This window comes from Dysgonomonas sp. 37-18, assembly GCF_001899125.1.
Lineage (GTDB): Bacteria > Bacteroidota > Bacteroidia > Bacteroidales > Dysgonomonadaceae > Dysgonomonas.
Window position 1 is genome coordinate 143,691 of sequence record NZ_MKVC01000030.1, and the last position, 14,695, is coordinate 158,385.

Sequence of the window (14,695 nt, forward strand, 5' to 3'; positions counted from 1 at the left end):
ATCATAATGTACATTTTTATAGCATTGCTGACTACTGCTATTATATATGGCTGTATGAAGCCTTTGGCGATGGTTCCCTTGCCTGTATTGTGGGCTGACGCTTGTGTCTCGGGGATTGTTTTGTCTATACTTTTATTTTTATTGTATGAGATTGTAAAATATACTCGCTTTGCTACTTTGCCTTTTAAGCAACAGGTCGTTAATTATACGGCATTAGCTATATTATTTGTGTTTTTCTGGTTGGGAGCAGATCTTTTGGCTCTGTATACACTTTTCCCTCAAGAGGAATGGATTGGCTTGTTGCCGATCTCTACAACTCGGATTGTTTTAAGCTTGCTGGTATATGTGTCTGCAATACTTTTTTACAATAATATATATAAGTCTAATGTGCAGAGTTCAGATGAAAATGCAGATGAGTTTTTCATTGCAGAAGATGATAATATAGAGAATCACGTGACAGAAGAAATAAAACCAAATGAAGAATTGGAGCGTGTCGCTGTAAAAAATGGGCAAAGAATAGAGGTAATCCCTGTCTCCAATATAATTTATATACAGGCAGAGGGAGATTATGTGATGATATACTCGGATAAAGGTAAATTCCTCAAAGAGCAAACTATGAAGTCTTTCGAAAGCCTCTTGCCTTCTACTAAATTTGTGCGTGTACATCGTTCCAGTATCGTAAATGTAGATTTTATAGCGCAAATAGAATTGTATAATAAACAAAGCCAATTGCTAAAGCTCAAAGATGGTTCACAGGTGAGGATTAGTATGAATGGGTATAGGCTCTTAAAGCAAACGCTCGGTTTGTAAGGTTAAGAGTTTCAATTTTAATGAAAGTAATCTCCGCTTCTTTTTTTACCACAGAGTAAAAAGAGTAAAGCGGAGTTTTTGATCATAAAACAAAACCCCAAACAAAAATCATAAAGGACTGTATTTTTTGTCTCTAAGTTCCTATCTTTGCACCACGAAAATGCATCTTACGGGAACTAAATATAAAATAACTTACTATATATGACCAAGAAATACAACAGAACCCTTGTTACATCGGCCCTTCCTTATGCCAATGGTCCTGTACATATCGGACATCTTGCCGGAGTTTATATTCCTGCCGATATTTACGTGCGCTACCTTAGGCTTAAAGGTGAAGATGTAATACATATAGGTGGTTCTGATGAGCATGGTGTACCTATCACCATCCGAGCAAAGAAAGAGGGAGTTACACCTCAGGATATTGTTGATAAGTATCATGGAATTATCAAGAAATCTTTTGAAGATTTCGGAATAGCTTTCGATATTTATTCCCGTACAAGCTCTGATATTCATAAAAAGACAGCTTCTGACTTTTTCCTTACGTTGCATAATAAGGGAGCGTTTGAAGAAAAAACAAGTGAACAATATTATGATGCGGAAGCTCAGATGTTTCTCGCCGACCGTTATATTATGGGCGAATGCCCTCACTGTGGCAATCCGAATGCTTACGGAGACCAATGTGAGTCGTGCGGAACGTCTCTTAGCCCTACCGATCTGAAAAATCCTCGCTCTACAATATCAGGTTCTACTCCTGTGATGCGTGAAACAAAACATTGGTATCTGCCTCTTGACAAGCACGAGTCGTGGCTTCGTCAGTGGATACTCGAAGATCATAAAGAGTGGAAATCGAATGTTTACGGACAGTGTAAGTCATGGCTGGATATGGGGTTACAACCTCGTGCCGTAAGTCGCGACCTCGATTGGGGTGTGCCTATTCCACTGCCCGATGCAAAAGGAAAAGTACTTTATGTGTGGTTCGATGCTCCTATCGGATATATTTCTAATACAATAGAATTGCTGCCTGATAGCTGGGAGAAATGGTGGAAATCGGAAGATACGAAATTGGTACACTTTATCGGGAAAGATAATATTGTTTTCCACTGTATCGTTTTTCCTGCCATGTTGAAGGCTGAAGGTTCTTTCATTTTACCTGAAAATGTTCCGGCAAATGAATTTCTGAATCTGGAGGGAGATAAAATATCTACTTCACGAAACTGGGCTGTGTGGTTGCACGAATATCTCGAAGATTTTCCGGGACAACAAGATATACTTCGTTATGTGCTCACGGCTAATGCTCCCGAAACGAAGGATAATGACTTTATGTGGAAAGATTTTCAGGCTCGCAACAACAATGAGCTTGTTGCTATTTTGGGGAACTTTATCAATCGCGCATTAGTACTTACTCAAAAATATTTTGATAATAAAGTACCGCAGTTGAATGAACTGACAGACTATGATAAGGAAACCCTTAAAGAGTTTGCAGATGTAAAGGCTGTAGTAGAATCTTATCTCGATACATACCGTTTCCGCGATGCGCTTAAAGAAGCCATGAACCTGGCACGTATCGGTAACAAATATCTGGCAGATACAGAGCCTTGGAAAGTCGTTAAAACAGATATGGCACGTGTAGAAACAATATTGAATATATCTCTACAGATTACTGCCAATCTCGCAATCGCTTTCGAGCCGTTCTTGCCATTCAGCGTGAAAAAGATACGCCGGTTTATCAATGTTGATAACCTGACATGGGATCAACTAGGACGCATTGATCTGCTGCCTGTAGGACATCCGTTGAATGAGTCGGAATTGCTCTTCTCTAAAATAGAAGATGAAACGATAGAAAAACAAATCCAGAAACTTTTGGATACTAAAAAAGCAAATGAACAGGCCGTGGAAGTAAAAGTTGCTCCACAGAAACCAAACGTTGCTTTTGATGATTTTTCGAAGCTCGATCTTCGTGTTGGAAAAGTTTTGGAGTGTATAAAAGTACCTAAAGCTGATAAATTGTTGCAATTCTTAATTGATGATGGCATGGGTAAACGTACCATTATTTCGGGAATAGCAGCTTGGTACAAGCCTGAAGATTTAGTAGGTAAACAGGTGTGTTTTATTGCAAATCTCGAACCACGGAAACTAAAAGGAATAGAGTCGCAAGGGATGATTCTTTCTGTAGAAGATGGGGGCGGTAATTTATCGCTTATCACACCTTCTAAAGATGTAGAACCGGGTTGTCAGATAGGATAAAGAAGAATATATTTTTCTATAAGCCGATATACCTTAAGAGGTGTATCGGCTTTTTTATTTATAAAAAAATAGTTTTCTTGTAATAAAATTCAAGTAACTTCTACTATATAGTAAAAGGACAATAATGATATGGATGATCTGAGAGAGAACTTTCTACAAATGCTTGAAAAATATCAATCCATTCTGCATAAGGTGAGTCTTATCTACTTTAGGCATGAAGATGAACGGAAAGATAATTTTCAGGAAATTGTTTATCAGATGTGGAAGGCATACGCATCTTTACGAAATAGAGAGAATGTTGTATCGTGGATATACTCAATATCTATCAATACTTCTATATCACGCATTAGAAAAGATTCCCGGATGCAGTACCGCGAAGAATTGCCCGATGAGGCTTATGTTGATATGGCTAAGCAATGGGCTGTAGATGAAGATATGAGTATGCTGTTGACAGCTATTTATGATTTGAATGATATCGACAAATCTATCATACTACTTTATTTGGAGGAGAAAAGCTATGAAGAAATCTCAGAAATCATAGGGATCAGTAGATCCAATGTCGGCACTAGGATAAACCGAGCAAAAAATGTTTTGAAGGACAACTTAATTAAGATGGGTTATGAAAAGGGATAATTTACAAGATATATGGCACAAAGGAAGCTCTAATATAGAGGCTCAGTCTTCTGAAGACCTCAAAAAGCTCCTAGAAAAGAAGGTTGTCAAAGTGATGAGAAAACATTCTTTTATCGATTATATTTCCATATCGGTAGGAATTACACTTTTTGTGTTACTGGTATATGCCGGAATAAAAAGAGCGAATGATACCTATTATCTAATAAACAATATAGTGCTATGCTTTGTAGTTGCTGTCTTTGTCGTATCGGGCATCCGATCGCATTATAAGATAAATTATAATACGATGAGTCTTCCTCTCAGAGATTGGTTGAGGTATCGGATAAATGAGATATCCAAATCGCAAAAGATGTATCCGGTTCGTTACTTTTTTGCGATCTTGATGATTTTACCATGCTATCTTTCTTTTTTCGTATATTCAATAAACAGGTCTTTTCTAGATGTTGTTACGAATCAAGCGTTCTTTCCTGCTTTTCTTATTGTTTTTATTAGCGGATCTTTCTCTTCTTTGTTGGCTATGAGGAATATAAGTCTATATAAAAAGAAAATATTGAAGAGTCTTAAAAAAATGTATGATCAACTTTGCGAACAAGATTGATGTCTGTTATTTTGTAAGTAAATAAGGGTTGATTCTATTTTCTTTTTGATGTTTTTATTTTATATTTGTAGTGTAGTGCTGTTTGATTTGTCAAATAGTTAGTTAACCTTGCTTTATTTTCTTTTCAATAAATAATCTTTTAACCAAAAATCTACGAATATGGCATTCTCAAAGAAACCATGGGCAGAGCCCTATCGCATCAAAGTAGTAGAACCCCTGAAAACCACAACAAGGGAGCATCGTTTGAAATGTATGAAAGAAGCCGGATGGAATACTTTTTTACTCCATGCCGATGATGTCTATATCGATTTGTTGACGGATAGCGGAACGAATGCGATGAGTGATATGCAATGGTCGAGAATGATGATTGGAGATGAGGCTTACGCCGGTAGCCGCAGTTTCTACTATTTGGAAGAAGTTTGTAAAAAATATTACGGTTACAAATATATTCTGCCTACTCATCAAGGTCGTGGAGCTGAAAACTTATTAAGCAAATGTATGATTACTCCGGGACAGTATGTAGCCGGTAATATGTATTTTACGACTACACGTCAGCATCAAGAGATCGCGGGAGGAACATTTGTGGATGTGATTATCGATGAGGCGCACAAAAGTCAGTCCACACATCCTTTTAAGGGAAACATAGATCTCGAAAAATATGAGAGGCTGATTAACGAAAAAGGCGCAAAAAATATAGCTTATATTACTGTCGGTGCCCCTGTGAATATGGCGGGAGGGCAGCCTGTGAGTATGGCGAACATGAAGGCCGTATCGGAACTCTCCCACAAACATGGCATCAAAGTTGTGTTGGATGCTACACGTAATATAGAGAATGCGTATTTTATCCAACAGCGCGAAGAGGGCTGCAAGAATCGTAGTGTAGAGGATATAAATCGTGAATTTTGCTCTTATAGCGATGCTGCGACAGTCAGTGCCAAAAAAGATTTGTATGTAAATATTGGAGGATTGGTTATGTGTAACGATCCCGATCTTTACGATGATTTACGAAGCCTGATCGTTGTATACGAAGGAATGCCAACATACGGAGGTCTTGCCGGAAGGGATATGGAAGCGATGGCTCAGGGGTTGATCGAAGCCGTACAGGATGATATGATAGCCTCACGTGTTCGTCAGGTCGAATATTTCGGCAATCTGTTGCATGAAGCAGGTATCCCCGTTGTATTGCCTATCGGAGGACACGGTGTATTTATTGATGCGAAGAAATTTTACTCACATATACCTCAAGATCAATTTCCTGCGCAGAAACTCGCTGCGGATATTTATGTAGAATCAGGAGTGAGAGGTATGGAGCGGGGAATTGTATCGGCAGGAAGGAATAAACAGACAGGTGATCACTATTATCCTGAGCTGGAATTAGTAAGATTGACTGTTCCTCGTCGGGTATATACACAGGCTCATTTCGATGTAGCTGCTTGGAGTATAATAGAGATGTTTAAAGATCGGGATAAAGCCCGTGGCTTGAAGATGGTGTACGAGCCTAAATTCCTTCGTTTCTTCCAAGGACGATTTGAGGAATTATAATAAACAGATTTTGATCTTAAGCTATATAAACAAAAAGAGCAGTAAAAACTGCTCCTTTTGTTTGATAAAGAATGAATTTATCCTTTTATTTAAATACTACTACTCTGCTTTCTAGCGGTTGGAACTCTTTTGGTCCTGCTTCGCTTGTTGGTGTGCCAAACGGCATTTGAGCTATCAGTTTCCATTTAGGGCTGATGTTGAATGCTTTTGCTACTTCTTCATCAATTATCGGATTATAATGTTGCAGTGATGCACCTAGTCCCGCTTCTTCGAGCATTGTCCAGATTGCAAACTGGTGCATTGCCGATGTGTGCTGAGACCACACTGGGAAGTTTTCGCTGTATGCCGGGAATGCATCTTGCAAACCTTTTACAACGTCTGTATCTTCATAGAAAAGAATTGTTCCATGACCTGCAGCAAACGCACCGTCTATCTTCGCTTCTGTAGCCGGAAAAGCTTCAGGTGAAACAAGTTTCTTCAATACTGATTTTACGATATCCCACAGTTTTTTGTGATTGTCATTCAACAGGAGAACTACTCTTGTTGATTGCGAGTTGAATGATGATGGAACATGCAAAACAGCGAAGTCTATAATTTCTTTTATCTGATCATCTGAAATAGGGCTCTTGTCATTGATAGCGTAATATGTTCTACGACCTTTTATTGCTTCTTTAAGATTCTTTTTCATTGTTTACTTTATTTAATTAGTGTCTAAATACTATAGTTAGCTTTGTTACTCTAACGTCAAAGTTAAAGTAAATGTTTTGATGAATTGTATAAAAATAATAATAGTTATCTCTTCAAATATCTATATATCTAAGTATTTCGTACATTTGTGGCTGAATTCTTAACAAATGGTATAATGCATTTTTCGGGAGTAATATTTGATTTTAACGGAACATTATTTTGGGATACTAAGCTGCATAATAAAGCATGGGATATATTTCTGACTAAACATGGTTTGTTTTTATCCGATGAGGACAAGTTTAAGAAGATGCATGGTAAAAACAATAAGGATTTGTTTATTGAATTATTTAATAAGCCCTTGTCTGACGTTGAAATTCAAAAATATGTGCTTGAAAAAGAAGGATTGTATCAGGATTTATGTTTGCAAACCGATATGCAATTAGCTCCCGGAGCTTCTGATTTCCTGGACTTCCTGAAAGATAAAAAAATACCATTTACCATTGCCACTGCCTCAGGGAAAGAGAATCTCGATTTTTATTTCGAGCATCTTCCTCTTACACGATGGTTCGAATACGATAAGGTTGTTTATAACAACGGAAAGATAAAAGGAAAACCCGATCCTCAGATATATCAGAATGCTTTGGCTATTATCGGCAAACAACCTGAAGATGTCATTATATTCGAAGATGCTGTAGCCGGATTGCAATCTGCACGAAATGCAAAAGCCGGAAAAATAATTGTCGTAAACTCAAATGATGACGATTATACAGACTGGTCGGATTGCCAGATAATTAAAAATTTTGACGAAGTAGATAGAACGCAATTTGTATTATAAAGAAAATGGAGAGCTCTATAAAGAAAGTTCATACTGTAATTTGTCCTGTCTGCGGAAGTCGTGGAATTGACCCTTTTCTATCCTGTAAAGATTATCTTACAACTCAGGAAGTCTTTGAAATCAATAAATGTAATGGATGTGGTTTTGCTTTTACTCAGGATTTTCCTGTCGAAAATGAAATCGGAAAATATTACGAAGCACCTGAATATATTTCACACTCGGATACAAACCGGGGGATAATAAACAGTCTGTACCATCTGGCTCGCAAGATAGCATTGAAGTCGAAGTCGAAGCTGGTTACCAAGTATGCGGGCAGTAAAAAAGGGATGTTGCTTGATATAGGTTCAGGAACCGGTTACTTTCTAAATCGGATGAAAGAACTGAAATGGATTGTAACAGGTATCGAGAAATCGGCATCAGCCAGAAAGTATGCAAAGCAAAAATTTGGTATAGATTGTCAGGATTCCGAATATCTTTACGAGATCCCCTGCCAGACAAAAGATGTGATCACGATGTGGCATGTGCTGGAGCATCTCGAACATCTGAATAGTGTACTGGACTATCTCCAAAAAATATTGAAAGATGACGGTACTCTCGTTATAGCCTTGCCCAATAAAGAATCGTTTGATGCAAGATACTATAAAGAATATTGGGCAGCCTATGATGTGCCCCGCCACCTATGGCATTTCTCTTCTTCCGATTTTCAGCGCATTGCAAACAGGCATCAGTTCGAAATTCTAGAAATCAAGCCGATGTATTTCGATGCTTTCTATATATCTATGCTGAGTGAGAAAAATATGGGACATTCGTTTGCCAGTTTGCGAGGGTTGATTCGAGGCGGAATTTATTTCCTACGTACCTTGAGGAATAAAAATGGCAGTAGTTCGTTGATTTATATATTAAAGAAGAAAATAACAAACACAAAATAAGATGATAAAAAAAGAGCAGTCTTTGGTGAAGATGTTGTTGCCACATATTATTGCAGTGGTTGCATTTTTATTTATAACAATGGCATATTTTAGCCCTATGTTGCAAGGTAAAGTGTTGTCGCAGCACGATGTAACACAATATCAGGGTTCAGCAAAGGAAATTAGCGACTATTACTATAATGAGGGTAAGACTTCGGCCTGGACAGGCTCGATGTTCTCCGGTATGCCTGCGTATCAGATAGGTGTGCATGGAGGCAGTCCAAATTTTCTTGACTATCTCGAGGCTCCTGTAAAAGCATTGGGTAACACCACGGCAGGACCTGTTTTTGCAGGTATGCTCATGGCTTATATCTTATTTTGCTTGATGGGGTTCAGTCCGGCAGTCGCTATATTGGGGGCTGTTGCTTATTCGCTGTCATCTTATAATATTGTTATACTCAACGCCGGGCACGTGACTAAAGCATGGGCGCTGGCATATATGCCGCTGATAGTGGCAGGCTTTATGTCGTTGTTCAAGAATAAGATCTTGCTTGGTAGTGTGTTGGTCGGTTTGGGGTTGGCTCTACAAATAAAAAGTAATCACTTGCAGGTAACTTATTATACCGGTTTACTCAGTGTTATACTCTTCATTACATATGCAGTTGAGGTGCTCTCAAAAAAGAATTATAAGTCATTCCTTATGTCCTGTGGTGCCATGATTATCGCTGTGGCTTTGGCTGTGTTGGCTAATATGGGGAATATATACGGCAATATGGAAATGGCACGAGAAAGTACTCGTGGAAAGTCTGAACTTACTTCGCCGAAGTCCGAGTCGGAAAAGCAATCGACAGGACTTGACAAAGATTATGCTTTTGGGTGGAGTTATGGTAAAGCCGAAACATTCACATTCCTTGTTCCTAATCTGTACGGTGGAGAATCGAAACCTTATGATAAAGATGCTCAGAGTATAAAAGTATTGACACAGAAGGTGCAATCGGGAGAAATTCCTGCCGAATTTGCCAATCAGGTGTCACGCATTCCTCAGTATTGGGGCGACCAGCCTTTTACTCAGGGGACTGTATATCTGGGAGCAATCGTTTGTTTCTTGTTCCTGTTGGGTATGATCATTATAAGAAGCAATGTAAAATGGGGTTTGCTCGTGGCTACTATCTTTTTCATATTGCTGGCTTGGGGTAAAAATCTGGAATGGTTCAACGACTGGTTTTTCTATCACTTCCCGCTCTATAGTAAATTCAGGGCAGTATCTACAGCTTTGGTAGTGCCTGCACTCACTATTGTTATGGTTGCCGTGTGGGGAATAAAAGAATTCTTCTCGGGAGAAATAGATAAAAAGAAACTAAAAAAAGCACTTTATATATCGTTAGGCGTAGTTGGTGGTCTTTGTCTTATCCTTTGGATAGCGCCGGGAGCATTCTTCAATTTCACTTCGGGTGCAGATGCACAATGGAAAGCACAGGTTCCTGAATGGTATTATAATGCATTGCTGACCGATCGTCAAGACCTGATGTCGTCCGATGCTTTACGCTCTTTGGTGTTTGTTTTATTGGGCGGAGCAATTTTGTATTTTTCTCTTCGGACGAAGGTTGATACAAAGAAAATGACAATATACGGTTCGTTGGGACTTGCCGTTTTAGTCTTGATCGATTTGTGGGGAATTGATAAACGCTATTTGAATGAGAATAACTTTGTGGCTAAAAGTACTTACAAAACAGAAACGTTTTCTCCGTCGGTAGCCGATCAGGCTATCTTGAAAGATCAACATCCTTCCTACAGGGTTTTGAATCTGAATAATCCGTTTGCCGAAACAACGACTTCTTATTATCATAAATCTATTGGAGGTTATCATGCAGCCAAACTGAAACGTTATCAGGAATTGATCGATAATCGTCTGGATGGTGAAGTTAATCAGATCATCGGTACATTCAGTTCACAAAATATAGATACAATCATGGCATCGTTTAATAAAACGAAAGCACTGAATATGTTGAATGCAAAATACGTAATATATCATCCTGAGCAACCACCATTGGTAAATCCGAATGCAATGGGCAACGCTTGGTTTGTAAATGAATACAAGTTGGTAAATAATGCTGACGAAGAAATAGCTGCAATCAATACTTTAGATCCGCACACAACAGCCGTTGTAGATAAGCGTTTCGAAAGCGAATTGTCGGGATTAAAAATTACCCCCGACTCTACAGCTACAATAGAATTGGTATCATATAAGCCGGATGCGTTGACTTACAAAACCAAAGCTGTCTCAGAGCAACTAGCCGTACTTTCCGAGATTTATTTCTCGAATGGTTGGCAGGCTTATGTTGATGGAAAGGAAGTGTCTCACTTCCGTGCCGATTGGACATTGCGGGCAATGCGTGTTCCGGCAGGAGAGCATGAAATTGTTTTCAAGTTTGAGCCTCAAGGATATTATAACAGCCGCCATGTGGCAACAGCCTCTTCGGCAGTACTTGTTTTGTTGTTGATCGGCATAATTATAAGACCTTTTGTTTTGAAGAGAAAGGAAAAATAAAATGAAGCTATCTGTTATTTTCTGTACATACAATAGGGAGAAATATCTGTACAATGCGTTGAAAAGTATTTCGCAGCAGAATATTCCATATCACGACTATGAAATAGTTATGGTGAATAACAACAGTACAGATTCTACAGAAAGTATTTGTAAGCAGTTTCGATATGATTATCCTGGAGTTAATTTCCGATATTTTCTTGAAACGCAACAGGGACTTTCGTATGCACGCAACAGAGGTGTGCAGGAGAGTAGGGGAGATATCCTTGTTTTTGTAGATGATGATGCTACTGCATTCGAGTCGTATCTTTCGTCTATAAAATCATTCTTTGAATCTCACCCCACCGTATCGGCATGTGGCGGGCCTATTGTGCCTGTGTATGAGGTGGAGAAACCGAAATGGTTGTCTCATTATACCGAGCAGCTTATTGGTGGAGCCCTGTACGAAGGAGATAAGATAAAACCTTTCAGTAACGGTAAATATCCCGGAGGTGGAAATTCGGCATTCAGAAAAGAGGTATTTGATAAATATGGGCTGTTTAATGTAGAATTGGGTCGCAAGGGAACAGGACTGATCGGTGCTGAAGAGAAAGACCTTTATGACAGACTGACAAGAGGTGGTGAAAAATTTTATTACCTCCCACAAATGGGTATTCATCATTATATACCCGAAAAGAAACTTACAGAATCTCACTTCAGGGAACTAACTTATTCTATCGGAAAAAGCGAACGTATTCGTACTAAATCGATATCTCCGAATGCCTATCAAAACAGAATCTTTGCTGAATGTAAAAAATGGGCGGGTTCTATTGTCTTGTTTTTTACTTATATGTTGAGGCTCTCTCCCGACAAGGGCTGGAAGCTCATACAATTCAGATGGTATGTAAGTAAAGGGCTGCTGGGGAAGTAGATTTTTCTGTATAGACCTCATATATAATAAAATAATTGTACTTTTATCTATTAAAGAGGATGATGCATGGCAAAAAAGGTAACAAATAAAAGTGCTCTGGATAGTGTCACTTTTGTCACCTTTTGCTTGTAATGTATTGTCCTGTAGGTTTTTTGTTTTATGTGACGTTGTCACTTTTTGGTGATTAAAATATGAAAAAGAAGACTAATAGTAATTTATTGAAAGTTGTTGCCGCTATTGTGGTTGTTGTCGTATTACTCTTTTTGTTTAGAGGAAACATCTATCGCATGGCTGTAAAATATGAAGATGGCGGAAGCCGTAAGTCTTATGATATAAAAGAAGGTGATTTGGCAACATTCATCAATCAGAGTCTACCCAACGATGAGGCATTGGATGCTACTATAAGCATTGGGCAGATTATCGACTTATCTCAGGAGATAACTACAAAAGTATTGGACTTTTCTTCTGATGCTCAGGAGAGTGATCCGCAGAAGCTTTTTGTTACCACAGAGGCTAATTATATCGGCTATGCTGCCTTTACATCTGCTGTAGGTACTTATCTGATAAAGAGGTTTGGAATGGATAAGGAGTGGGAGGCTAAGCCGAAGAAAGGCAAGCTGTACCTCTTTGGGAACAACATGTACAAGAATGCGCAGAACGGATGGTTTAAAGATCATGACTTTGTTGTGTTCAGAAATAAGAATACAAAAGAGGAAATCTACGTTGACCCTACTGTGGATGAATATCTTGGACTAAAGCGAGTAGATAGATACCAAAAGTAAAATGTTGGCAAACGAAGATATCTCCCGGAAAATAAAAGATTATGCATATAGTCTGGGTTTTGATGCTTGCGGGATTTGTAAGGCTGAGCCGATAGAGGTAGAGGAGCAACAGCATTTTAAAGACTGGATTAATCATTCATATCATGCAGATATGGATTATATGGCTAGGAATACAGAGAAACGATGCAACCCTACTTTATTGGTTGAAGGTTCCCGTTCGGTAATCAGCGTCGCCTTGAATTATTACCCTGAAGCAAAGCAACCGCAAGAAAACCCTCAATTTGCTTATTACGCCTATGGCAAAGACTATCACGATGTAGTGAAGAATAAGTTGCAAATGCTGCTGGATTACATTAAGAGCTTAGAGCCAACGACCGAAGGACGGGCTTTTGTTGATACAGCGCCAATCTTAGAGCGTTATTGGGCAGCTAAGGCCGGATTGGGATTTATTGGAAAAAATTCATTGCTGATCATCCCGAAGAAGGGTTCTTATTTCTTTCTGGGCGAATTGATCATCAATCTTGAGCTGACATACGACACTCCATTGAATTTATCGTGTGGTAACTGTACTCGCTGCCTCGATGCATGCCCTACATCGGCTATCGTAAAGCCTGGAGTGGTGAATGCGAGTAAGTGTATTTCGTATCAGACGATCGAAAATCGTGGCGAGATTGATGAGCATGTGATTCCGAAGATGAATAATCGTTTTTATGGTTGTGATATTTGCCAGCAGGTTTGTCCTTGGAACAGATATTCACGACCGCATCGGACGGCAGAATTCAACCCCTCTCAGTCTTTTTTAGACTTGTCTTTTGACCGTCTTGATAATCTGTCGGTTGAAGACTACCAGAAGATATTTAAAGGTTCGGCCGTGAAGCGTGCTAAATTTACAGGGTTGAAAAGAAATCTGGAAGCATTGAGGCAGAATTTAAAATAATATTAAGTCGTTGATAACGTTTTATAAGAAGATGAAAAAGATAAAATATATAGTTTTGATAGTTGTGTTGGTGTTTGTAACTTTCTCTTGCGGAAGTGATGAAAGTTTGAATACTATTCCTATTGAACCCGTAAGATTTGAAGTCAACTTAATAAAATCTCCGGACAAGAATCTGCGAACACCCGGGAATATTGTGACATTTACTCAGCCAAGGCTGGCAACGGATATGATTGGATACTCAGGGCTGCTTATTGTTTGTAGTGCTGTACCTATAACTAGCAGTGTCTATCAATTGTATGCATACGATCTTTGTTGCCCTTACGAAAAACAACGACCGATAAAAGTTGTGCCACAGAGTGATGGGACTGTAAAGTGCTCTCATTGCGGTAGTGTCTTTGAGATATTTAATGGTGTAGGAAATGTAAAGTCGGGACCTGCAAAAGATAATCTTCAGACTTACTATGCTCGATTTTCTAATACAGGAGATGGAATTTTTCAAATTACACGTAGAAATTAATCCTGATAAACTTTGTAGAAAGGAAAACATTTTTTACATTTGCACTCGCTAAACCGAAAAGGCTTCCAAAATGTTGGAATTATAGCCTTGGATATAGCAGTAATTGCGAAAGTAGCTCAGTTGGTAGAGCACGACCTTGCCAAGGTCGGGGTCGCGGGTTCGAATCCCGTCTTTCGCTCATAGGCTGCTCGGATGGTGGAATGGTAGACACGCAAGACTTAAAATCTTGTGACCATTACGGTTGTGCGGGTTCAAGTCCCGCTCCGAGTACAAATTGTGTTTTTAAACGCTTGATTATCAGTAGATTTTCAAGCGTTTTATGTTATCCATTTAAACCGTTTTTAAGCGGTGCATTTTATCGTTTTTTTTAGTTATTATATAAGGCACATCACAAATTATGCGTGATAGGATTTTGGCGTAAATACTCAATAACCCTAAAATGCCTGTAACGAATTAGCGGGTGCATTTGATTTAACGGCTCATGGGGTTATGTATCATTTGCAGAAACTGACTAAAAAGATGTTATTATTCGTAACGGTTCAGCTCAAAGCGGATATTGGAAGATAAAAGTATACCATAATTTAATACAATAAATAAACTTTCCATTTTCACTACATTCTAAACATCTTTTATTCGTTATTATCTGCACATAATATATTTACAAAAAAGATTTAACAATTAAGTCCACAAGTTAATTCTGAGTAAGAAGTATTTTTATCTTTGTATCATTAAGATAATACGAATAAT

General features: G+C 38.6%; 13 protein-coding genes and 2 tRNA genes. 14 read left to right on the forward strand and 1 reads right to left on the reverse strand.

From position 1 onward, the window contains the following. The first annotated feature begins 6 nt into the window (after window positions 1-6). The 5 genes from BGO84_RS11475 to BGO84_RS11495 all read left to right on the forward strand — a co-directional run bounded on the left by BGO84_RS11475 (window position 7) and on the right by BGO84_RS11495 (window position 5,827). On the forward strand, window positions 7-810 hold the full coding sequence (locus BGO84_RS11475) for a LytTR family DNA-binding domain-containing protein (RefSeq protein ID WP_291029330.1): 804 nt from the start codon (window positions 7-9) through the stop codon (window positions 808-810). A 201-nt stretch (window positions 811-1,011) separates the two neighbouring features. Beyond that, window positions 1,012-3,054, forward strand: a complete 2,043-nt coding sequence (gene metG / locus BGO84_RS11480) for a methionine--tRNA ligase (RefSeq protein WP_291029332.1) — start codon at window positions 1,012-1,014, stop codon at window positions 3,052-3,054. 129 nt (window positions 3,055-3,183) lie between these two features. Beyond that, complete coding sequence (locus BGO84_RS11485) at window positions 3,184-3,687, forward strand: RNA polymerase sigma factor (RefSeq protein WP_291029334.1); 504 nt, start codon at window positions 3,184-3,186, stop codon at window positions 3,685-3,687. Next, window positions 3,674-4,285, forward strand: coding sequence for a hypothetical protein (locus BGO84_RS11490; protein WP_291029336.1), 612 nt, complete (start codon window positions 3,674-3,676; stop codon window positions 4,283-4,285). The genes BGO84_RS11485 and BGO84_RS11490 overlap by 14 nt, the downstream gene beginning before the upstream one ends. A 159-nt stretch (window positions 4,286-4,444) precedes the next feature. After that, entirely contained in the window at window positions 4,445-5,827 is a 1,383-nt protein-coding gene (locus BGO84_RS11495; RefSeq protein WP_291029338.1) for a tyrosine phenol-lyase, read from the forward strand. An 85-nt stretch (window positions 5,828-5,912) separates the two neighbouring features. Here BGO84_RS11495 and BGO84_RS11500 read toward each other — a convergent pair whose 3' ends face one another. Beyond that, entirely contained in the window at window positions 5,913-6,515 is a 603-nt protein-coding gene (locus BGO84_RS11500) for a nitroreductase family protein (protein ID WP_291029340.1), read from the reverse strand. A 147-nt stretch (window positions 6,516-6,662) separates the two neighbouring features. Between BGO84_RS11500 and BGO84_RS11505 the strand changes: the two genes are divergently transcribed. The 9 genes from BGO84_RS11505 (at window position 6,663) to BGO84_RS11545 (ending at window position 14,218) form a co-directional block, all read left to right on the forward strand. Continuing rightward, window positions 6,663-7,349 (forward strand): HAD family phosphatase, encoded by a 687-nt coding sequence (locus tag BGO84_RS11505; protein ID WP_291029342.1) that lies wholly within the window; start codon window positions 6,663-6,665, stop codon window positions 7,347-7,349. 5 nt (window positions 7,350-7,354) lie between these two features. Then, entirely contained in the window at window positions 7,355-8,278 is a 924-nt protein-coding gene (locus tag BGO84_RS11510) for a class I SAM-dependent methyltransferase (protein ID WP_291029344.1), read from the forward strand. 1 nt (window position 8,279) lies between these two features. Then, window positions 8,280-10,805 (forward strand): YfhO family protein, encoded by a 2,526-nt coding sequence (locus BGO84_RS11515; RefSeq protein WP_291029346.1) that lies wholly within the window; start codon window positions 8,280-8,282, stop codon window positions 10,803-10,805. 1 nt (window position 10,806) lies between these two features. Next, window positions 10,807-11,712, forward strand: coding sequence for a glycosyltransferase (locus BGO84_RS11520; protein WP_135103732.1), 906 nt, complete (start codon window positions 10,807-10,809; stop codon window positions 11,710-11,712). 191 nt (window positions 11,713-11,903) lie between these two features. Continuing rightward, entirely contained in the window at window positions 11,904-12,494 is a 591-nt protein-coding gene (locus BGO84_RS11525; RefSeq protein ID WP_291029348.1) for a hypothetical protein, read from the forward strand. A gap of 1 nt (window position 12,495) precedes the next feature. Then, window positions 12,496-13,431, forward strand: coding sequence for a tRNA epoxyqueuosine(34) reductase QueG (gene queG, locus BGO84_RS11530; RefSeq protein ID WP_291029349.1), 936 nt, complete (start codon window positions 12,496-12,498; stop codon window positions 13,429-13,431). A gap of 31 nt (window positions 13,432-13,462) precedes the next feature. Continuing rightward, window positions 13,463-13,948, forward strand: a complete 486-nt coding sequence (locus tag BGO84_RS11535; RefSeq protein WP_135103735.1) for a hypothetical protein — start codon at window positions 13,463-13,465, stop codon at window positions 13,946-13,948. A gap of 105 nt (window positions 13,949-14,053) precedes the next feature. Then, window positions 14,054-14,126: transfer RNA gene (locus BGO84_RS11540), tRNA-Gly, on the forward strand. A gap of 8 nt (window positions 14,127-14,134) precedes the next feature. Further along, a tRNA-Leu gene (locus tag BGO84_RS11545) sits at window positions 14,135-14,218 on the forward strand. Window positions 14,219-14,695: the final 477 nt, after the last annotated feature.

Bases quoted from the DNA above. Each gene is read 5' to 3' on its own strand.
- BGO84_RS11495 (WP_291029338.1), top strand. From the start codon at position 4,445: ATGGCATTCTCAAAGAAACCATGGGCAGAGCCCTATCGCATCAAAGTA.
- BGO84_RS11525 (WP_291029348.1), top strand. From the start codon at position 11,904: ATGAAAAAGAAGACTAATAGTAATTTATTGAAAGTTGTTGCCGCTATT.
- BGO84_RS11475 (WP_291029330.1), top strand. From the start codon at position 7: ATGTACATTTTTATAGCATTGCTGACTACTGCTATTATATATGGCTGT.
- BGO84_RS11515 (WP_291029346.1), top strand. From the start codon at position 8,280: ATGATAAAAAAAGAGCAGTCTTTGGTGAAGATGTTGTTGCCACATATT.
- BGO84_RS11485 (WP_291029334.1), top strand. From the start codon at position 3,184: ATGGATGATCTGAGAGAGAACTTTCTACAAATGCTTGAAAAATATCAA.
- queG (WP_291029349.1), top strand. From the start codon at position 12,496: ATGTTGGCAAACGAAGATATCTCCCGGAAAATAAAAGATTATGCATAT.
- BGO84_RS11520 (WP_135103732.1), top strand. From the start codon at position 10,807: ATGAAGCTATCTGTTATTTTCTGTACATACAATAGGGAGAAATATCTG.
- BGO84_RS11535 (WP_135103735.1), top strand. From the start codon at position 13,463: ATGAAAAAGATAAAATATATAGTTTTGATAGTTGTGTTGGTGTTTGTA.
- BGO84_RS11510 (WP_291029344.1), top strand. From the start codon at position 7,355: ATGGAGAGCTCTATAAAGAAAGTTCATACTGTAATTTGTCCTGTCTGC.
- BGO84_RS11500 (WP_291029340.1), bottom strand. From the start codon at position 6,515: ATGAAAAAGAATCTTAAAGAAGCAATAAAAGGTCGTAGAACATATTAC.
- BGO84_RS11490 (WP_291029336.1), top strand. From the start codon at position 3,674: ATGAAAAGGGATAATTTACAAGATATATGGCACAAAGGAAGCTCTAAT.
- metG (WP_291029332.1), top strand. From the start codon at position 1,012: ATGACCAAGAAATACAACAGAACCCTTGTTACATCGGCCCTTCCTTAT.